Below are 19,539 nucleotides of genomic sequence, written 5' to 3'. Positions count from 1 at the left end.
GATTTAGAGTATACTGCGATGACGTTAGTTTATTCTGAGTTGTTTTGATTATGCACCATGTTGTCTCAGCGACCACTAATCCCGCCAAAATTCAGGCAATTCTGCAGGCTTTTGACGAGATTTTCGGCGAAGGATCCTGCCACATTGAGTCCGTCGCCGTCGAGAGCGGCGTGCCGGAACAGCCCTTCGGCAGCGAGGAAACGCGCGCTGGCGCACGAAATCGCGTCGCCAATGCGCGCCTTGCCCAGCCAAATGCCGATTTCTGGGTAGCCATCGAAGCCGGTATCGACGATGACAGCACCTTTAGCTGGGTGGTCATCGAAAGCGCCAGCCAGCGCGGAGAAGCGCGCTCAGCCACGCTGCCGTTGCCTGACGTTATTCTTGAGCAGGTTCGCGCTGGCGAAGCCCTCGGCCCGGTCATGTCGCAGTATACCGGCATCGATCAGATCGGTCGTAAAGAGGGGGCGATTGGGGTTTTCACCGGCGGCAGATTAACCCGCAGCAGCGTTTACCACCAGGCGGTCGTGCTGGCGCTAAGCCCGTTCCATAACGCTATTTATCGCTAGCCAGCAGCGTCTGCTCCAGCCACTGGCGCAGCTCTACCGGCGCCGATTTCAGGCTGTTCGACCCGCGGGTAATGGTCGCAATTCCGGCGCCGAGCTCATTTTTCAGCTCACGCTGGCTCATCTCGCCGCGCAGCAACTCTTCGATAATGCGCACCCGGGTACCCAGGGCTTCGCGCTCGTCGGGCGTCAGCATCAGCTGCAGCAACGGCAGATGCAGATCCTCAGCATAGGCCTGCTGAAGCAGGGCAACAAAGCGCAGCCACTCCTGATGACGTTGTTCGGCAACGGCCGCGGAATAGGGAGATTGTTGGGTCATATCGCGCCACCATATTGAGACGGGCAGCTTACGCTGCCCGTCGAATGTACTCTTCAACGAGTACAAAGCATAACATACTTCCCGGCGATCAGTAACGCTGGCGCCACTCCGCATCGCTGAGGATCTTATCCTGCTGCCCCATAAAGTAGCGGTAGTAGGCGTCATAGGAGAGGACATTCTTCACGTAGCCGCGGGTTTCCGAAAACGGAATACTCTCGACAAACGCCACGGCGTCGATCCGTCCGGCGCTGTTCCCCTGCCAGCTGCGTACCCGGCCCGGCCCGGCGTTATAGGCCGCTGAGGCGTAGATACGGTTATTGCCGAACTGCTGATAAACGTACTGCAGATAGCTGGTGCCGATGTTGATGTTGGTTTCCGGATCCAACAGCTGCGACGGGCCGCTGTAGCCGGGAATGCTGAACATACTGACGGTATGCGTCGCGGTGCCCGGCATAATCTGCATCAGTCCGCTGGCGCCGACCGGCGAGCGCACTTTCGGGTTCCAGGCGCTCTCCTGACGGGCAATCGCCATCGCGTAGCTCTGCGGAATATCTTTGCCGCTAACATAGCGGGCAAACAGGTCGTTATAGGCCAGCGGGAAACGTTCTTCCAGCTGATCCCACAGCTTACCGGCGATCGTCGCCTGCACGCTCAGATCCCACCAGTGCTGATCGAAGGCATAGCGCGCCAGCTGCGCCTGCTGGGATTTGGTGCGACTAGTGACCAGGTTGGCCCATTCGGTGCGCGCGGTGTTATCCATATTCCAGTACATCAGCTCACGTACCCGCGCCATCTCCGGCCCGGAGGCCAGCGCCGGATCGATGGTGCCCGAGGCTTTATCGATGCGGAAGGTATACTCCTCGCCAAGACGCTGCGCGGCGACCATCGGGTAGAAGCCTCGCTGTTGCATCAACGAGCGAAGGATCGCCTGCGCCTCCTCATCCCTGCCGCGCTCCAGCAGCAGATCCGCCTGCCAGTAGCGCCATTCGTCTTTCTCTTTCGCCTCCATCGGCAGACGCGCCAGCCAGGTGTTGAGGCCATGGCGATCGCCCGTCCCCAACGCCATCCGTACCCGCCGCTCCACCAGCGGCGTGGACTGCGAACGCATGATTGCGTCATCGCGCCAGATGGCCTGCTCTTCGGTTACATCGCTACCCATCAGGCGCCAGGCGACAATATCGCGCAGTTCCTGGGTCTGATCCTCATTGAGCTGCTGAGCCTGTACCAGCGAAGGGATCATCAGGCGGGCATTTTCCACGTCCTGGCGGGCGACGCTGGCGAAGGCGACGGCGGCCATCTGACGGGTAAAGTCCGTCGCCCCGGTGGTGCGGGCGAAGGTGAGGACGCTGTTTGGATCGTTAGCCAGGGCGACCACGGCGCTGGCGATGCTCTGGTAGTTGGCGGGCATTTGCTGGGCCAGCGATTTCACCAGCCCGATATTGCCGGCCTTCATCGCCAGGCGGATCCGTTCGAGATAGGCCAGCGGATCCTGCTGACCGGAGTCGCGCCAGGCGCTGAACAGCGGTTCACAGGCGCCGGGCTGATTCTTGCCCGTCAGCCACAGCTCTTTCGCCCCGCTCCAGGCCTCCTGCGACTGCCCCACGCTCAGCTTGGCGTAGTAATAGTTGCACTGCGCCTCGGTGCTGGTCGGCTTATCCGGGCTAAACGCCAGCAAGCCGCGCCAGTCGCTGCGCCGGGCCAGTTCATTCACGAAGCGCGAACGTAATGAACGCGCAGGGGGCAGCGTCGGATTGGCGTCAATAAAGTTTTTCACCACCAGCGCCGGCTGGTTCATCAGATCGTCGGTGATCTGTCGGTACTGCAAATAGGGATAAAGGGGATAGGTGCTTAACGTGGGCATCAGCTGGTCGACTACATCCATCTGCCGGTTATCCCACGCCTGCTTAATTTGTGCGTAGCGGCTGCGCTGTTCATCCAGTGAATCCGCATGCGCCAGCTGACTCAACGTCAACAAACCAACGCTGGCAGCCAAAAGATGCCACGCCATTTTTTTGGCTTTTTCCACAAGCTCTTCCTCTTTCCGGTGCATTTTCGCAGCATCGTGCCGCTTAAAAACCCCTGCCGGTTCGGCAGGCGGCTTTACTTATGCTAATCAGACAACGCTAAACGCGCCATGTCCTGGACATTTTTTTACGCTTCTGTGAATCCTGTCGCCTCGCTGGGATTAGCGCGCGAAAAAGGCTACACTTCGGCTTTGAACTATCTATCAAAATAGAAAGAGGCGAAGTCCAACGTGGCTCAATTCGTTTATACCATGCATCGTGTCGGCAAAGTGGTACCGCCGAAACGTCATATTTTGAAAAATATCTCCCTCAGCTTTTTCCCTGGCGCGAAAATCGGTGTGCTCGGTCTGAACGGCGCCGGTAAATCTACCCTGCTGCGCATCATGGCCGGTATCGACACCGAGATCGAAGGTGAAGCGCGTCCGCAGCCCGGCATCAAAATCGGCTACCTGCCGCAGGAGCCGCAGCTCAACCCGGAACACACCGTGCGCGAGTCCGTGGAAGAAGCGGTCGCCGAAGTGGTTAACGCGCTGAAGGGGCTGGACGAAGTCTATGCCAAATACGCCGAGCCGGATGCGGACTTCGATAAGCTTGCCGCACAGCAAGGCAAGTTCGAAGAGATTATCCAGGCGCACGACGGCCACAACCTGAACGTCCAGCTGGAGCGCGCGGCCGACGCCCTGCGCCTGCCGGACTGGGATGCGAAAATCGCTAATCTTTCCGGTGGTGAACGCCGCCGCGTCGCGCTGTGCCGTCTGCTGCTGGAAAAACCGGATATGCTGCTGCTCGACGAACCGACCAACCACCTCGACGCCGAGTCCGTCGCCTGGCTGGAACGCTTCCTGCACGACTTCGAAGGCACCGTGGTGGCGATTACCCACGACCGTTACTTCCTTGATAACGTCGCCGGCTGGATCCTCGAGCTTGACCGCGGCGAAGGTATTCCGTGGGAAGGCAACTACTCCTCCTGGCTGGAGCAGAAAGACCAGCGTCTGGCGCAGGAAGCTTCTCAGGAAGCCGCACGCCGCAAATCTATCGAGAAAGAACTCGAGTGGGTTCGCCAGGGCGCGAAAGGCCGTCAGTCTAAGGGCAAAGCCCGCCTGGCGCGCTTTGAAGAGCTTAACAACGTTGAATATCAGAAACGTAACGAGACTAACGAACTGTTCATTCCGCCAGGCCCGCGTCTGGGCGATAAAGTTCTGGAAGTCAGCCATCTGCGCAAATCCTACGGCGACCGCGTTCTGATTGACGATCTGAGCTTCTCGGTACCGAAAGGCGCTATCGTCGGCATCATCGGTCCGAACGGCGCGGGTAAATCCACCCTCTTCCGCATGATGTCCGGCCAGGAACAGCCTGATTCCGGCACCATCACCCTGGGTGAAACCGTTAAGCTGGCTTCCGTCGATCAGTTCCGCGACGCGATGGACAACAGTAAGACCGTGTGGGAAGAAGTGTCTGGCGGCCTGGATATCATGAAGATCGGCAACACCGAGATGCCGAGCCGCGCCTACGTGGGCCGCTTTAACTTCAAAGGCGTCGACCAGGGTAAACGCGTTGGCGAGCTGTCCGGCGGTGAACGTGGTCGTCTGCACCTGGCGAAACTGCTGCAGGTCGGCGGTAACGTCCTGCTGCTCGATGAACCAACCAACGACCTGGATATCGAAACCCTGCGCGCGCTGGAAAACGCCCTGCTGGAGTTCCCGGGCTGCGCGATGGTTATCTCGCACGACCGCTGGTTCCTTGACCGTATTGCCACCCACATTCTGGATTACCAGGATGAAGGTAAGGTTGAGTTCTTCGAAGGTAACTTTACCGAGTACGAAGAGTACAAGAAACGCACTCTCGGCGCCGACGCGCTGGAGCCGAAGCGAATCAAGTACAAACGTATCGCGAAATAAAACGCAAAAAGGCAACGCAAGTTGCCTTTTTTAATGTTTGCTCCCTCTCCCATTGGGAGAGGGTTGGGGTGAGGGCAACAGCCCGCAGAGCCCCTACCCCTGCTCGCCCATCAGCTGTTTCACCAGCTCGACGCAGCGCAGGAACCGGGCATCGTAGTCCGACTCCTTCACATGGACGAATTCGATCTCGTTCTCTTTCAGCAGCGATACCAGCAACGACTGAAACTCTTTACGATCCACCGAGCTCCCAAGACTGCGCAGTCCATCGGCCACCCACGGGGTATTGTTCTCCAGCAGGATCACCAGGTCGAAACGGTATTCATCAATCAGCGCCTGCACGAACGGGTGCTCACGCCCCTCGTACTTCAGGCAGAAGGCCTGAGTGCTGACGAAGTCGGTATCGATAAACGCCACCTTGTTGGCGTATTTCACTGCAAAATCAATATACTGCGCATGCCCGAGGGCAATTTTATCGTAATCCGAATACTGGAGCGCCATCTCATCACCGCCGAGATGCGAAAAGACATAATCGCGGCCATACTCCCAGGCGCTGGTGGTGTTGAAGATATTGGCGAGCTTATTGACCAGCGTCGATTTACCGCTCGACTCGCCGCCGAGGATCGCCACCGTCCGCACAAAGAACGGTTTCACTTCCGTCGGAATATATTCCCAGTAGCGGAACGGGTTCTCACGGATCTGCCCGCCGCTAATATTCATAAAGGTCCGCTTAGGATCGATAAGCACCGTCTCGATCCCCAGATGCTCAAGGTACTGCGGCGCATCGGCCTCTTCCGAGGTATAGATCCGGTTCGGCTCAATCCCTTTTTCACTCATGAACGCGCGGATCCCATGGCTCCAGACATCCCAGCCGTGCGGATAGGGCTCCATCCCCTCTTCATTGAAGGCGTGGATGCGAATATTCTTCTGATATTTAAAGGTCTGCAGCAGCCAGCGCAGGCGGTCAGGCACCGTCGGCTGCTGCGACATGGCGCTCTCTTCGAACAGCTCGCGGTCGCGGGTATCGTCATAGCCCATAATGATATGCAGCTCGTCGACCTGGCTACAGGCGCGCTGTATCAGATAGATATGCCCGGTATGCAGCGGGTAAAACTTACCAAACACCACCCCGACGCTTTTCTGTCGGCGGGGAAACTCCAGCCCGAGGAAACGATGCAGCGCTTCAAGCTTCTGCGCGCTCGGGCTTTTGATTTTGGCATTCAGCAACTGGCTGAGATACCCCTTGGTCATTCCGCTGGCTTCCGCCACCTGCTGCAGGGTACAGCCTTTCTGCTTAATGGCGCTTTTTAAATAGTCAAATGACGACATCGCTAATCTCCTTTTAACTTATTATAAGTCGTCAAAAACGCTTAGCGCGTCTGAAAGCTTTTTCACGCCAAAGATTTGCATGCCTTCCGGCACTTTTTTCGGCACATTGGCCGCCGGGACGATGGCGCGGCGGAAGCCGTGCTTCGCCGCTTCGGAGATACGCTCCTGACCGCTCGGTACCGGGCGAATTTCCCCGGCCAGCCCCACTTCGCCAAAGACCACCAGATCCTGCGGCAGAGGACGGTCGCGCAGGCTGGAGACCATCGCCAGCAGCAGCGCCAGGTCGGCGCTGGTTTCCGTGACCTTCACCCCGCCGACCACATTGACGAAGACGTCCTGATCGGCCATCTGTAGGCCGCCGTGACGGTGCAGCACCGCCAGCAGGATCGCCAGACGGTTCTGTTCCAGCCCCACCGCAACGCGGCGCGGGTTGGACATCATTGAGTGATCGACCAGCGCCTGGATCTCCACCAGCAGCGGGCGGGTCCCTTCCCAGACCACCATCACCGAGCTACCGGAGGTGATTTCATCTCCCCGGCTGAGGAAGATAGCGGACGGGTTGCTCACTTCGCGCAGGCCCTGCTCGGTCATGGCGAAGACGCCCAGCTCGTTCACCGCGCCAAAGCGGTTTTTATGGCTGCGCAACGTGCGGAAGCGGGAGTCGGCATCCCCGTCCAGCAGCACCGAGCAGTCGATACAGTGCTCCAGCACCTTCGGACCGGCCAGCGAGCCGTCTTTGGTGACGTGGCCGACCATCACAATCGCCACGCCGCGAGTTTTAGCAAAGCGCGTCAAATAGGCCGCGGTTTCCCGTACCTGGGCGACGCTGCCCGGCGACGACTGCACGTCGGCCATATGCATCACCTGGATGGAGTCGATCACCATCAGCTGCGGCTTTTCTTCATCGGCGATCTGACAGATCTGCTCAATGCTGGTTTCCGAGAGCATGTTCAGGTTGGCCGTTGGCAACCCGAGACGATGGGCGCGCATCGCCACCTGCTGCAGGGACTCCTCCCCGGTGACGTACAGGGTTTTCATCCCTTCCGCCAGTTTGCAGAGGGTTTGCAGCAGCAGCGTCGATTTGCCCGCGCCGGGGTTGCCGCCAATCAGGATCGCGCTGCCCGGCACCACGCCGCCGCCCAGCACGCGGTCAAATTCTTTAAAGCCGGTGGAGAAACGCGGCAGCGCCTCCAGGCTGATATCTGACAGCTTCTGCACCTTCGACACGCCGGCGTTACCGGCATAGCCTGAAAGACGCTCGTTTCTCGCCACCTGCGGCGACGCGGCGATGCGCATCTCGGTGATGGTGTTCCAGGCATGGCAGGCGCTGCACTGCCCCTGCCAGCGCGGATAATCCGCACCACATTCATTACAGACAAATGCGCGTTTTGGAGCTTTCGCCACGTTTACCTCTTACTTTTGGTTCATGCTGCCCGAGAGAATACAGAATACCCCCATCAGGTCAGCGTGGCGGATAGTCACTTCCGCCTGTTCATTCACTTTGGGCTTCGCGTGAAAGGCGATGCCAAGCCCTGCTGCCTTAATCATCGGCAGGTCGTTGGCGCCATCGCCGATAGCCACGGTTTGCGCCGTTGGGATCTCATACTTTTCCGCCAGCTTGCGCAACGTATTGGCTTTATATTTCGCATCGACGATATCGCCGAGCACGTTGCCGGTGAGCTTGCCGTCGCGGATCTCCAGCTCATTGGCGAATACCGCGTCGAGATGCAGTTTGTCGCGCAGATACTCGGCAAAGAAGGTGAAACCGCCGGAGGCGATCGCCACTTTCCAGCCCAGCGTTTCCAGCTTGAGCACCAGCTGCGCCAGGCCCGGCATCAGCGGCAGCGCGTCGCGAACCTGCAGCAAAATACTGGCATCGGCGTCTTTCAGCGTCGCCACGCGCTGGCGCAGGCTGGCGGTGAAGTCCAGCTCGCCACGCATCGCCCGCTCGGTCACTTCCGAGACCAGCTCGCCGGTGCCGGCCAGTTTCGCGATCTCATCGATGCATTCGATCTGAATCGCCGTGGAGTCCATGTCCATCACCAGCAGGCCCGGGGTGCGCAAATGGGGAATTTTACCCAATGGCGCGACGTCCAGCCCCGCCTCATGCGCCAGTCGCGTCGCACGGGGAGTCAGCGAACCGGCCAGACGGATCACCTGGTAATCCTCGACCACCCAGGAGGCAACGATCACTAACGCGGCGCCCAGCTCACGCTGCCACGCCGTCAGCCGACGTTTATCCAGACCGCGACCATACAGCAGCCAGCCGCTGCGCCCGGCGTGATAATCCAGCGGCATGACCTCGTCGCCGCTCAGGGAAAGCGGCAACCCAGGCCACAGGGAAACGTCTTCAGGCAGGTCGCACCAGGTCAAACTGTTAGGCATTACGGCTCCACATCTCTTCATTCAGGCGAGGAAAATAACGCATGAGGCTACCTTGTAACCAGCGCTTCTGGCAACATTAAGCTGCAAATTTTCAAAGGTGGAATATGGTTCGCGCAAAACTGAAATTCCGGCTGCATCGTGCGGTCATTGTTCTTATCTGTCTCGCCCTGCTCGTCGCGCTGATGCAGGGCGCTTCGTGGTTCAGTCAGAACAGTCAGAAACAACGCAATCCGCAGCTGGAAGAGCTGGCCCGCACGCTGGCGCAGCAGGTGGTGCTGAATCTCGCGCCGCTGATGCGCAGCGAGACGCCTGACGAGAAGCGCATCAATCAGCTGTTGACCCAGCTAACCCATAACAGCCGCGTCCTGGACGCCGGCGTATATGACGAACAGGGCGACCTGGTGGCGCGCTCTGGCGAAAGCGTCGAGGTTCGCGACCGGCTGGCGCTGGATGGTAAAAAAGCCGGCGGCTACTTCAACCAGCAGATTGTCGAACCGGTGCCAGGAAAAAACGGCCCGCTGGGCTACCTGCGTCTGACCCTAGATACTCATACCCTGGCGACCGAGGCGAAGCAGGTGGATAATACCACCAATATCTTACGCCTGATGCTGTTACTGTCCCTGGCTATCGGCGTGGTGCTGACCCGCACGCTGCTGCAGGGCAAACGCACCCGCTGGCAGCAATCTCCCTTCCTGCTCACCGCCAACAAGCCGGTTGAGGATGAAGACGATGAAAAGAAAGGAAATCTATAATGTCCACATTGCGCCTCCTGCTCTCTGACTCTTACGACCCGTGGTTCAACCTGGCGGTCGAGGAGTGCATTTTCCGCCAGATGCCCGCCACCCAGCGGGTGCTGTTCCTGTGGCGCAATGCCGATACCGTGGTCATCGGCCGCGCGCAGAACCCGTGGAAGGAGTGTAATACCCGCCGCATGGAAGAAGACCATGTGCGGCTGGCCCGTCGCAGCAGCGGCGGCGGCGCGGTGTTCCACGACCTCGGCAATACCTGCTTTACCTTTATGGCAGGCAAACCGGAGTACGACAAAACCGTCTCCACCGCTATTGTGCTGGCGGCGCTTAATTCACTCGGCGTAACCGCCGAAGCCTCCGGGCGCAACGATCTGGTGGTCAAAACCGACAGCGGCGACCGCAAAGTCTCCGGCTCCGCCTATCGTGAAACCATGGACCGCGGTTTTCATCACGGCACCCTGCTGCTCAACGCCGATTTAAGCCGTCTCGCCAACTACCTCAATCCGGACCAGAAAAAGCTGCAGGCTAAAGGCATTACCTCGGTGCGCGGACGGGTGGCGAACCTGGTTGAGCTGCTGCCGGGCATTACCCATCAGCAAGTTTGCGAGGCGATCCAGGAAGCATTCTTCAGCCATTACGGCGAACGGGTGGACGCCGAGGTGATCTCCCCGGACAACACGCCGGATCTACCAAATTTTGCTGAGACCTTCGCCCGTCAGAGCAGCTGGGAGTGGAACTTCGGCCAGGCGCCGGCCTTCTCTCATCTTCTGGACGAGCGCTTTCGCTGGGGCGGCGTTGAGCTGCATTTTGACGTCGAAAAAGGGCATATCACCCGCGCGCAGGCCTTTACCGATAGCCTGAACCCGGCGCCGCTGGAGGCCCTGGCGGCACGCTTAGTCGGCTGTCAGTATCGGGCAGAAGTATTACAGCAGCAGTGCGAGGCGCTGGTCGGCGATTTCCCGGAGCAGGAAGCGGAACTGAAAGAACTGTCGGCGTGGATTGCCGGCGCAGTGCGCTGATAAAAAAAGCCCGCTGCGCTTAGCGGGCCTGGAAAACCGTAGGCCGGGTCAGACGAAGCCGCCACCCGGCACAACAGCTCTTACTCTTTATCGCCCAGCAGCACGGATTCCAGCGCGATTTTGATCATGTCGTTGAAGGTCGTCTGACGTTCAGCGGCAGTGGTCTGCTCGTGGGTACGGATGTGGTCGGAGACGGTGCAGATGGTCAGCGCTTTCGCGCCGAACTCCGCCGCCACGCCGTAGATACCCGCCGCTTCCATTTCCACGCCCAGAATGCCGTATTTTTCCATCACGTCGAACATGGACGGGTCCGGCGTATAGAACAGGTCTGCGGAGAAGATGTTGCCGACGCGCGCGTCAACGCCTAGTGCTTTCGCCGCGTCTACCGCATTACGCACCATGCCGAAATCGGCAATCGCCGCAAAATCATGGTCTTTGAAACGCAGACGGTTCACTTTAGAGTCGGTGCACGCGCCCATGCCGATCACCACGTCACGCAGTTTGACATCTTCACGCACCGCGCCGCAGGAGCCCACGCGGATGATTTTCTTCACGCCGAAATCGGTGATCAGCTCTTTGGTGTAGATAGAGCAGGACGGGATACCCATCCCGTGGCCCATCACGGAGATTTTGCGGCCTTTATAGGTACCGGTGAAGCCCAGCATGCCGCGCACGTTGTTCACTTCACGCACGTCTTCGAGGAAGGTTTCTGCAATGTGCTTCGCGCGCAGCGGGTCGCCCGGCATCAAAACGACGTCAGCGAAATCGCCCATTTCTGCGTTAATGTGAGGAGTTGCCATCTTCAGTTCCTTTTACATTGTTGTTTTTGCCGGGTGGCGGCTACGCCTTACCCGGCCTACAAATCGTAGGCCCGGATCGCTGTGCGCCACCGGGCAATGACCTCAGAACATGGCTTTGCCATATTCCATGTCAGACGTACCAAAGTATTTCGCAATAGTCTGGCCGATGTCCGCGAAGGTTTCACGGTGACCGAGCGAACCTGGTTTCACTTTCGGGCCGTACACCAGCACCGGGATATGCTCGCGGGTGTGGTCAGTACCAGTCCAGGTCGGGTCGCAGCCGTGGTCGGCGGTAAGGATCAGGATGTCGTCCTCACCAACCAGCTCCATTAGCTCCGGCAGACGGCGGTCGAACAGCTCCAGACCCGCCGCATAGCCAGCGACGTCACGACGGTGGCCCCAGGAGGAGTCAAAATCGACGAAGTTAGTGAAGACGATAGTCTCGTCGCCCGCTTCCTTCATCTCTTTGATGGTCGCGTCGAACAGCGCGTCCAGCCCGGTGGCTTTCACTTTCTTAGTGATACCGCAGTTGGCATAGATATCGGCGATTTTACCCACGGACACCACGTGGCCGTTTTTCTCGTCGACCAGCTTCTGCAGCACGGTCGGCGCCGGCGGCTCTACCGCCAGGTCGTGACGGTTACCGGTACGCTGGAAGTTACCGGCTTTGTCGCCCACGAAAGGACGAGCAATCACGCGACCAATGTTATAGCCGCCTTCGGTCAGCTCTTCACGCGCGATTTCGCACAGCTCATACAGCTTGTCGAGGCCAAAGGTCTCTTCGTGACAGGCGATCTGGAACACCGAGTCAGCGGAGGTATAGAAGATCGGTTTCCCGGTTTTCATATGCTCTTCGCCGAGCTGATCGAGGATCACCGTCCCGGAGGAGTGGCAGTTGCCGAGATAGCCCGGCAGGTTGGCGCGTTTCACCAGCTTATCCAGCAGCTCCTGCGGGAAACTGTTTTCCTGGTCGCTGAAGTAGCCCCAGTCAAACAGCACCGGCACGCCGGCGATTTCCCAGTGGCCGGACGGGGTATCTTTACCGGAAGAAAGTTCATGCGCCCAGGCATAGGCGCCAATCACTTCGGCATTGCCATCCATACCCGCGGCAATTTTACCGGTGGAGCCTTCATGCGCTTTCACCAGACCCAGACGGGTCAGGTTCGGTAAATTCAGCGGGCCTTTGCGGCCGTGGTCAGCCTCGCCTTTGGCGCAGGCTTCTGCAATGTGGCCCAGCGTATCGGCGCCGACGTCGCCAAAGCGGTCTGCGTCTTCCGTTGCGCCAATCCCAAAGGAGTCCAGCACCATGATAAATGCACGTTTCATCTTGTTCTCCATACATCTTGCGCTGCAAAAAAGCGATCAGATCAGTATATCGCTATTCAGTGATACGGCGATAGACTGTCGGTGTAATTTCCGGGGCTTTATCGTCCAGTTTAATGGCCGCTTTGACCGCTTTCGCGGCCTCCTGCCAGCTGTTCTCGTCTTTGGCATGGATCACCGCCAGCGGACGCTGTCCGTCGACGCGGTCACCCAGACGCGCCATCTCGGTAAAGCCAACGCTATAGTCAATGGTGTCCGATGCCTGACGGCGGCCGCCGCCCATAGAAACCACTGCCATGCCCAGCGCGCGAGTATCCATCGCGCTGATAAAACCTTCGGTATCAGCATAGACTGCTTTGCTCAGCATCGCCGTCGGCAGATAATTAGCATAATTCTCGACAAAGTCGCTCGGCCCTTTCTGCGCCGCGACCATGCGGCCAAACACTTCCGCCGCTTTACCGTTATCCAGCACCGCCTGCAGCTTCGCGCGCGCCTCGGCATCGTCCGCCGCCAGCTTGCCGGAGATCAGCATTTCCACACACAGCGCCATTGTCACGTCGAACAGGCGCGGGTTGCGGTATTCGCCGGTCAGGAACTGCACCGCTTCGCGAACTTCAACGGCGTTGCCGGCGCTGGAGGCCAGTACCTGATTCATATCGGTCAGCAGCGCGGTGGTGCGCACGCCGGCACCGTTAGAGACGCCAACAATCGCTTCGGCAAGCGCTTCTGAAAGCTCATAGGTCGGCATAAAGGCGCCGCTGCCGACTTTAACGTCCATCACCAGCGCGTCCAGCCCTTCCGCCAGCTTCTTCGCCAGAATCGAGGCGGTAATCAGCGGGATGGAGTCCACCGTCGCGGTAATATCGCGGGTGGCATAGAAACGTTTGTCGGCCGGGGCAAGGGAGCTGGTCTGCCCGATAATTGCCACGCCAACATCTTTTATAATCTCGCGGAAGCGGTTGTCGTCCGGGAAGATATCGAAGCCCGGGATCGCTTCCAGTTTGTCCAGCGTACCGCCGGTATGGCCGAGGCCGCGGCCGGAGATCATCGGTACGTAACCACCGCAGGCGGCCACCATCGGCCCCAGCATCAGCGAAGTGACATCCCCGACGCCGCCGGTAGAGTGTTTATCGACGATCGGACCGTTAAGGTTGAGGCTTTTCCAGTCCAGAACGGTACCGGAATCCCGCATCGCCATGGTCAGCGAAACGCGCTCCGGCATAGACATATCGTGGAAGAAGATAGTCATCGCCAGCGCGGCGATCTGCCCTTCAGAGATAGTATTGTCGCGGATGCCGTTGATGAAAAAGCGGATCTCTTCATCGCTTAATGCCTGACCATCACGTTTTTTACGAATAATTTCTTGTGCGAGAAACACGGTAACCTCCCAAAGAGAATAAATTGCCGGATGACGGCGCGAGCGCCTTATCCGGCCTACAGGCATCAATTCGTAGGCCGGATAAGCGCAGCGCCATCCGGCAAATCAAGGGATTAGTAGCTGCTGGCGCTCTTGCCGTCGCCGTGACCCAGGGCTTTCAACAGGCTAGCCAGCAGGCTGGATGCGCCAAAACGATAGTGACGAGAATCGGCCCAGTCGGCGCCGAACAGTTCATCAGCGATCGCCAGGAACTGCTGCGCGTCTTCCGCGCTGCGCACGCCGCCCGCCGGTTTGAAGCCAACGGTTTTCTCAACGCCCATATCGCGGATCACTTCCATCATGATGCGCGCGCTTTCCGGCGTGGCATTCACCGGCACTTTACCGGTCGAGGTTTTGATGAAATCGGCCCCAGCTTTGATAGAGATTTCAGACGCTTTACGGATCAGCGCTTCTTCTTTCAGCTCACCGGTTTCGATGATCACTTTCAGCAGCACGTTAGCCGCCGCACAGGCTTCCTTACAGGCTTTCACCAGCTCGAAACCGACCTGCTCGTTGCCGGCGATCAGCGCGCGGTACGGGAAGACCACGTCCACTTCATCTGCTCCGTAAGCGATCGCCGCGCGGGTTTCCGCCAGCGCAATGTCGATATCGTCATTCCCGTGCGGGAAGTTGGTGACCGTGGCGATGCGAATATCCGGCGTCCCCTGCTCATTCAGCGTCTTACGGGCGATCGGGATGAAGCGCGGGTAGATGCAGACCGCCGCGGTGTTACCCACCGGCGTTTTCGCCTGATGACACAGGGCAATGACTTTCTCATTGGTGTCGTCGTCATTCAGAGTGGTCAGGTCCATCAGTTTTAACGCGCGCAGGCTGCTTGCTTTTAAATCAGTCATTTCATACTCCGCCGGCGTCATGCCGGATCAATAGTTTGTTCACCTTGCGAGTCTGTTACTATTGTAACATTCGCTCGTCGTTACACTTCGACATTCATCACAGTTAATGAAAACTACTTACTAATTTGCATTACTGTAACGTGATTAAAATCACAAATTAGCACTCAATACCGCAGCAATTATCGTTAGTCCCCTCTTAAGCATAATCGATACTATACCGCCGATGAGAATGTGATAATTCTAACACACAATAACAGATGCACTCGATAGCGTGGCGCACATTTTGCCCAACTTACGGGCAATAAAAACGCTACAAATTGAAATATAAACTATTTTTCAAAAAAGAGAGAGGTGATGGAATTATCACATTTACAGCAACACCAGCGGCACGGTGGCCGCTGGTTCAGGAGACAGGCTTACAGGGCGAGAAAAACCCCGGCGATGGTGGCGCTCATCAGGTTGGACAGCGTCCCCGCCGCTACCGCACGTAGCCCAAGCTGAGCGATATCCTGCCGCCGGTTGGGCGCCATTCCCCCGAGTCCGCCAATCAGAATGGCGATCGATGACAGGTTGGCAAAGCCGCACAGCGCGAAAGAGATAATGGCTTTGGTGTGATCTGAAATGACCTGCAGCCCGGCCGCCGCCACTTCGGCATCCGCCTTTAAATATTCGCCAAAGTTCATGTAGGCCACGAACTCGTTAATGATCAGCTTCTGGCCGATAAACGACCCCGCCACCGTCGCTTCGTGCCACGGCACGCCAATCACCCACGCCAGCGGTGAGAAGATCCGGCCGAGGATCATCTGCAGCGACAGCTCAGGATGGTTAAACCAGCCGCCGACGCCGGAGAGTATGCCGTTCAGCAGGGCGATCAGCGCAATAAACGCCAGCAGCATCGCGCCGACGTTGAGCGCCAGTTGCATACCAGACGCGGCGCCGGAGGCGGCAGCATCCAGCACGTTGGCCGGTTTATCCGCGTCAGCGCTTTGGCTGTCATGAGCCGGGTTATCGTCCGGTTTTTCCGTTTCCGGTACGATAATTTTGGCAAACAGCAGGCCTCCCGGCGCCGCCATAAACGACGCGGCAATAAGGTACTCCAGCGGAACGCCCATCTGCGCATAGCCCGCCAGTACCGAGCCCGCCACCGAGGCCAGGCCGCCGCACATGACCGCAAACAGCTCCGAGCGAGTCATGGTGGCGATATAAGGACGCACCACCAGCGGCGCTTCGGTCTGGCCAACAAAGATGTTCGCCGTGGCCGACAGCGATTCGGTACGTGAGGTCTTCAGCACTGCCCGCAGCGCGCCGCCGAGAATGCGAATGACCAGCTGCATAATGCCCAGGTAGTAAAGCACGGCAATCAGCGACGAGAAGAAGACGATCACCGGCAGCACGCGCAGGGCAAAGACGAAGCCGCCGCCGCCAAACACCTCGAACATTTTATCGGAGACCAGCCCACCGAAGATAAAGCTGATCCCTTCGTTACCATAGGCGATTACGCTGGCGACGCCATTCGACATCGCTAGCAGCGCCGAGCGCCCGGCCGGTACATATAATATCAATGCGCCGATACCCACCTGGATTATCCAGGCGCCGAGCACGGTGCGCAGGTTAATGGCTTTTCGGTTATTGGAGAGCAGCACAGCAATGGCCAACAGCACCACCATGCCGATAAGTCCCATGAGGATTTGCATACAGATTCCCTGTGTTTCGATAGTCCAGTACTAACGGCGTGATTATATCGGCCGGAAACTATCCTGCCCGTCTGGCTTCACACATTTTAAGCAAATCAATGATATGGATGGACAATTATGAGAAATTGATCACCATACAGAGACCGGGGGAAGGGAAAACAAGGCGAGCGTATTGTGCATGATCCCTTCTTCTATGGCTGCCGGCGACTCCGGACGCAGTTCACACAGCGCCTCAAATACCCGTGCAGCTTGTTCCGGTCGATTGGGCTGTCCCTGAAAGCCATTTAGCGGCATATCCGGCGCATCGGTCTCCAGCAGCAGAGCGGAAAGCGGCAGACGCGCCATCACTTCACGGGTTTTACTGGCGCGGGGATAGGTAATGGTGCCGCCAACGCCGATCTTATAGCCAAGCTGAACGAAGCGCTCGGCCTGCTGCAGGCTGCCGGCAAAGCCATGGATGACTCCGGTACGCGGCAGGGCATGTTTTTTCAGCAGCATCGCCAGCTTATCGTGGGTGCGTCTGGAGTGGAGGATCACCGGCAGATCGTAACGCTTCGCCAGCCTCAGCTGCGCTTCCAGCAGCGCCTGCTGACGATCAAACTGCGGATCGTCGCGATAAAGATCGAGGCCAATCTCTCCCACCGCCACCAGTTTAGGCGGCCGCTGCGCCATCAAGGCTTCCAGCTGCGCCAGTCCCTCATCAGTATGCTCTTCGATGACGATCGGATGCATACCCAGCGCGGCGTACAGCGCTTCGTGCTGAGCTGCCAGCGCCAGCACGCGGCTAAAACGCTCAGCAGAGATGGCTGGAACGATAATTCGCCCGACGCCGGCCTGCGCCGCACGCGCCAGGCTGGCGACCTCATCTGCCGCAAAGGGGGGAAAATCAAAGTGACAGTGGGTATCGATAAAACGGTGCGTCACGCCAGATCCTCATGATCAAAACTGGGGTCATTCGCCTGGGGCGCAGGAATGATGGTCGCCTGGGGCGCTTCATTGGCCACCGGCACCGGCGGCACCACCACCGGCGCGGGCCGGGCAATACGCGGCGCGTGGCGCAGCAGCGGCGGCTGGTCGGCCAGTAGTTTACCCACCGTTGCCAGGAAATAACGGCCGCACTGGCGCCCGGTTTTGTAGTCCTCCAGCAGCGCCGGTAGTCGGCTGCCAAGCGCCATGCTGCGCAGCGGCCGCTGCGGATAGATTTCGAAGATCCGCAACTTACCCGGCGGTTTCTCGATGAACTGCTGGATGGCGCGGTAGGTGGTTTCGTGATGATGCACCAAATTGACCAGCGGTTGCAGACTACTCTCTCCCAGCCAGCGCTCCATCCGCTTGAACCACTGCGGGGTATAAAACATCTGCGAAGGGACGGTACGGATCACCACGATGGTCTGGGCGCCGCGGCGGGCCGCCTCCTGCACCGGGATCGCATCGCTGACGCCGCCGTCCAGGTAGCTAACGCCGTCGAGCAACACGCCGCTGCGATAAAAGCCGGGGATGGCGCTGGAGGCGCGGATCAGATCCAGCCACGTTTGCGGCGTCGGCGAAAAATAGCTGGCGGAGTAATCGTCACCGCGGCAAGCGCATAGCCACAGCTCTTTGCCCAACGCGAACTGCGCTTCGGCATAGTTCATGGCAAGCGGCATTTGCTGCGAAGTGGCCTCAACCAGCCAGTCGAGATCGATAAGGTTGCCGCCGCGCACAAAGCGCATCGGATCGAAAAACTGGCGTGAAGTGGTGTAGCGGGTGATAACTTTGCGGGCATAGCCTTGCTGATTACACATGTAGGCGGAGAGGTTTTGCGCGCCGGCGGAAGTACCCAGCATCAGGTCAAAGGGGTTAAATCCGGCGCGCATAAATTCGTCCAGCACCCCGGCAGTAAAAATCCCTCGCTGTCCTCCGCCTTCGCATACCAGCGCCAGCTTGCCTGGTCGGAAGGGTTTAACCGCCAGCGGGGCGATATTGCCCAGCGTGACGGGAATGCGTTGCCCCACCCTGCTTTCCTGTTCGATTGATCTTCTCCTGACAAGGTAACGCAATTTGCCCGCCGCTTAAACCGCGAAAGCCAGTCCTCAGGACTGGCTTTGTGTAAGATGACGTGTCAGTAAAAATGCTTAGGCTTCAGTATCGCCCGCATCGCGGGCCGCCTAAGGACGTCTGCGTCCTGTAAACAGGCTCACCAGGAACAAGATAATCCCGACGACAAAGACGATTTTCGCAGCGCCAGCGGCCGTACCCGCCAGACCACCAAAGCCCAGAGCCGCAGCAATTAATGCAATGACCAGAAAAATAATTCCCCATCGAAACATACTTTTCTCCTTACCATAATGGACGGTGAACAGCGGTTTGCGCACCCTTTCTGTATAGCTCATCGCCCAGTGGATGCTGCTATTCGTTCGGCAACCTTGGCCAGACAACACTTTTGTTAATAACTCGGTTTACTTAACGCTAAGATCGTTGCGCACGCTTTTCACACCGGAGACCGCTTTCGCAATCTCTGCGGCACGCTCCGCCTGCGCCGCGGAAGCCACCGTACCGGTCAGATGTACCGCGCCGGCGTTGGTTTCGACTTTCACATTGCGCGAAGGGACAATGTCATCCGCCAGCAGCTTGGCTTTCACTTCGCTGGTAATGGCGGTATCCCCGGCATAGCCTTTCAGCGTCGCCGTCTCGCTCGATGATTTATGATGGACCGTCAGCTTGTCGTTAACGTGTGAGACGCCTTTGACCTCTTTCGCTACGCTCAGTGCCTGACTTTTCTGTTCAGCACTGGTGACGTCGCCGCTGAGGGTGACCACTTTATTCTCCGTTTTCACCGAAATATCGCCGGAGTTAATATCTTTATGGTCGATCAGCGCCGCTTTTACCCGTGCGGTAATGGTACTGTCATCCATAAAATCGCCGACTTTGTTAATCGAATTATCTACCGCCTCTCCCGCATTGCTGGCAGCCGACTTCGCACTGTCTACCGTTGTTTTTTCCGTCTCTGCCGAGGCGTTCAACGCGGCTAAGCCTAAGAAGAGCGCCAGCAACATATTGGCATTCTTTAGTCTGGTCATCGTTATGTCCTCGTTTTTTCACCAGCGCTGGCGTCTTATCGCAGTGAATTACGCCAGCATTTTTAAAAACACGAATTAAATATAGTAGACAGACGAAGGGGTTGCGGAG

At 58.2% G+C, this 19,539-nt stretch carries 18 protein-coding genes; 4 read left to right on the top strand and 14 right to left on the bottom strand.

Annotation, left to right across the window (positions count from 1 at the left end; translation table 11 throughout):
- Positions 1-50 precede the first annotated feature (50 nt).
- Complete coding sequence (yjjX, locus tag BHE81_RS00545) at positions 51-566, top strand: inosine/xanthosine triphosphatase (RefSeq protein ID WP_002887810.1); 516 nt, start codon at positions 51-53, stop codon at positions 564-566.
- Here yjjX and trpR read toward each other — a convergent pair.
- Together trpR and sltY are read right to left on the bottom strand one after the other, a co-directional pair.
- Positions 553-882: a trp operon repressor gene (gene trpR, locus BHE81_RS00540; RefSeq protein WP_002887809.1), complete on the bottom strand. Its 330-nt coding sequence runs from the start codon at positions 880-882 to the stop codon at positions 553-555. The two genes, yjjX and trpR, sit on opposite strands and share 14 nt — an antisense overlap.
- Positions 883-970: 88 nt before the next feature.
- Entirely contained in the window at positions 971-2,908 is a 1,938-nt protein-coding gene (gene sltY / locus BHE81_RS00535) for a murein transglycosylase (RefSeq protein ID WP_004182874.1), read from the bottom strand.
- A 228-nt stretch (positions 2,909-3,136) separates the two neighbouring features.
- On the opposite strand from sltY, the gene ettA reads away from it, so the two are divergent.
- Positions 3,137-4,804 carry an energy-dependent translational throttle protein EttA gene (ettA, locus tag BHE81_RS00530; RefSeq protein ID WP_002887805.1) on the top strand — a complete coding sequence of 556 codons (1,668 nt, stop codon included), beginning with the start codon at positions 3,137-3,139 and terminating at the stop codon, positions 4,802-4,804.
- A gap of 93 nt (positions 4,805-4,897) precedes the next feature.
- Here ettA and nadR read toward each other — a convergent pair whose 3' ends face one another.
- From nadR to serB, 3 genes are read right to left on the bottom strand one after another with little or no spacing between them, the layout of a single operon-like run.
- Complete coding sequence (gene nadR / locus BHE81_RS00525) at positions 4,898-6,130, bottom strand: multifunctional transcriptional regulator/nicotinamide-nucleotide adenylyltransferase/ribosylnicotinamide kinase NadR (protein WP_002887802.1); 1,233 nt, start codon at positions 6,128-6,130, stop codon at positions 4,898-4,900.
- Between the two features lie 21 nt (positions 6,131-6,151).
- Complete coding sequence (radA, locus tag BHE81_RS00520; protein ID WP_002887800.1) at positions 6,152-7,534, bottom strand: DNA repair protein RadA; 1,383 nt, start codon at positions 7,532-7,534, stop codon at positions 6,152-6,154.
- A gap of 9 nt (positions 7,535-7,543) precedes the next feature.
- Positions 7,544-8,515: a phosphoserine phosphatase gene (gene serB, locus BHE81_RS00515; RefSeq protein ID WP_004146029.1), complete on the bottom strand. Its 972-nt coding sequence runs from the start codon at positions 8,513-8,515 to the stop codon at positions 7,544-7,546.
- 104 nt (positions 8,516-8,619) lie between these two features.
- On the opposite strand from serB, the gene BHE81_RS00510 reads away from it, so the two are divergent.
- Both BHE81_RS00510 and lplA read left to right on the top strand, forming a co-directional pair.
- Positions 8,620-9,267, top strand: coding sequence for a YtjB family periplasmic protein (locus BHE81_RS00510; RefSeq protein WP_002887794.1), 648 nt, complete (start codon positions 8,620-8,622; stop codon positions 9,265-9,267).
- Positions 9,267-10,283 carry a lipoate--protein ligase LplA gene (gene lplA, locus BHE81_RS00505; protein WP_002887791.1) on the top strand — a complete coding sequence of 339 codons (1,017 nt, stop codon included), beginning with the start codon at positions 9,267-9,269 and terminating at the stop codon, positions 10,281-10,283. The genes BHE81_RS00510 and lplA overlap by 1 nt, the downstream gene beginning before the upstream one ends.
- A gap of 80 nt (positions 10,284-10,363) precedes the next feature.
- Here lplA and deoD read toward each other — a convergent pair whose 3' ends face one another.
- The 9 genes from deoD to osmY form a co-directional block, all read right to left on the bottom strand.
- Positions 10,364-11,083 (bottom strand): purine-nucleoside phosphorylase, encoded by a 720-nt coding sequence (gene deoD / locus BHE81_RS00500; RefSeq protein WP_002887789.1) that lies wholly within the window; start codon positions 11,081-11,083, stop codon positions 10,364-10,366.
- Positions 11,084-11,185: 102 nt separating this feature from the next.
- Complete coding sequence (gene deoB, locus BHE81_RS00495) at positions 11,186-12,409, bottom strand: phosphopentomutase (RefSeq protein ID WP_004151380.1); 1,224 nt, start codon at positions 12,407-12,409, stop codon at positions 11,186-11,188.
- Positions 12,410-12,461: 52 nt separating this feature from the next.
- Positions 12,462-13,784: a thymidine phosphorylase gene (gene deoA / locus BHE81_RS00490; protein ID WP_020802798.1), complete on the bottom strand. Its 1,323-nt coding sequence runs from the start codon at positions 13,782-13,784 to the stop codon at positions 12,462-12,464.
- 113 nt (positions 13,785-13,897) lie between these two features.
- Complete coding sequence (gene deoC, locus BHE81_RS00485; protein ID WP_002887784.1) at positions 13,898-14,677, bottom strand: deoxyribose-phosphate aldolase; 780 nt, start codon at positions 14,675-14,677, stop codon at positions 13,898-13,900.
- Positions 14,678-15,093: 416 nt separating this feature from the next.
- Entirely contained in the window at positions 15,094-16,371 is a 1,278-nt protein-coding gene (locus BHE81_RS00480; RefSeq protein ID WP_023343072.1) for a NupC/NupG family nucleoside CNT transporter, read from the bottom strand.
- Between the two features lie 129 nt (positions 16,372-16,500).
- Positions 16,501-17,295, bottom strand: coding sequence for a metal-dependent hydrolase (locus tag BHE81_RS00475; RefSeq protein WP_004192101.1), 795 nt, complete (start codon positions 17,293-17,295; stop codon positions 16,501-16,503).
- Positions 17,292-18,365, bottom strand: a complete 1,074-nt coding sequence (locus BHE81_RS00470; RefSeq protein ID WP_004146038.1) for a patatin-like phospholipase family protein — start codon at positions 18,363-18,365, stop codon at positions 17,292-17,294. The genes BHE81_RS00475 and BHE81_RS00470 overlap by 4 nt, the downstream gene beginning before the upstream one ends.
- A gap of 153 nt (positions 18,366-18,518) precedes the next feature.
- Positions 18,519-18,680 carry a DUF1328 domain-containing protein gene (locus BHE81_RS00465; protein ID WP_002887716.1) on the bottom strand — a complete coding sequence of 54 codons (162 nt, stop codon included), beginning with the start codon at positions 18,678-18,680 and terminating at the stop codon, positions 18,519-18,521.
- A gap of 129 nt (positions 18,681-18,809) precedes the next feature.
- A complete protein-coding gene (gene osmY, locus BHE81_RS00460; RefSeq protein WP_004146042.1) occupies positions 18,810-19,430 on the bottom strand; it encodes a molecular chaperone OsmY in 621 nt (206 codons plus the stop codon).
- Positions 19,431-19,539 lie beyond the last annotated feature (109 nt).

It is taken from the genome of Klebsiella sp. AqSCr (assembly GCF_008452795.1).
Classification (GTDB): domain Bacteria; phylum Pseudomonadota; class Gammaproteobacteria; order Enterobacterales; family Enterobacteriaceae; genus Klebsiella; species Klebsiella pneumoniae.
Note: the sequence above shows the minus strand (reverse complement) of the source record. Positions and strands in the feature narration are given on the sequence as shown.

Excerpts from the sequence above, each read along its gene's own strand:
- serB (WP_004146029.1), bottom strand. The coding sequence starts at position 8,515 with ATGCCTAACAGTTTGACCTGGTGCGACCTGCCTGAAGACGTTTCCCTG.
- BHE81_RS00465 (WP_002887716.1), bottom strand. The coding sequence starts at position 18,680 with ATGTTTCGATGGGGAATTATTTTTCTGGTCATTGCATTAATTGCTGCG.
- trpR (WP_002887809.1), bottom strand. The coding sequence starts at position 882 with ATGACCCAACAATCTCCCTATTCCGCGGCCGTTGCCGAACAACGTCAT.
- nadR (WP_002887802.1), bottom strand. The coding sequence starts at position 6,130 with ATGTCGTCATTTGACTATTTAAAAAGCGCCATTAAGCAGAAAGGCTGT.
- deoC (WP_002887784.1), bottom strand. The coding sequence starts at position 14,677 with ATGACTGATTTAAAAGCAAGCAGCCTGCGCGCGTTAAAACTGATGGAC.
- deoD (WP_002887789.1), bottom strand. The coding sequence starts at position 11,083 with ATGGCAACTCCTCACATTAACGCAGAAATGGGCGATTTCGCTGACGTC.
- BHE81_RS00480 (WP_023343072.1), bottom strand. The coding sequence starts at position 16,371 with ATGCAAATCCTCATGGGACTTATCGGCATGGTGGTGCTGTTGGCCATT.
- yjjX (WP_002887810.1), top strand. The coding sequence starts at position 51 with ATGCACCATGTTGTCTCAGCGACCACTAATCCCGCCAAAATTCAGGCA.
- deoB (WP_004151380.1), bottom strand. The coding sequence starts at position 12,409 with ATGAAACGTGCATTTATCATGGTGCTGGACTCCTTTGGGATTGGCGCA.
- lplA (WP_002887791.1), top strand. The coding sequence starts at position 9,267 with ATGTCCACATTGCGCCTCCTGCTCTCTGACTCTTACGACCCGTGGTTC.
- BHE81_RS00510 (WP_002887794.1), top strand. The coding sequence starts at position 8,620 with ATGGTTCGCGCAAAACTGAAATTCCGGCTGCATCGTGCGGTCATTGTT.
- osmY (WP_004146042.1), bottom strand. The coding sequence starts at position 19,430 with ATGACCAGACTAAAGAATGCCAATATGTTGCTGGCGCTCTTCTTAGGC.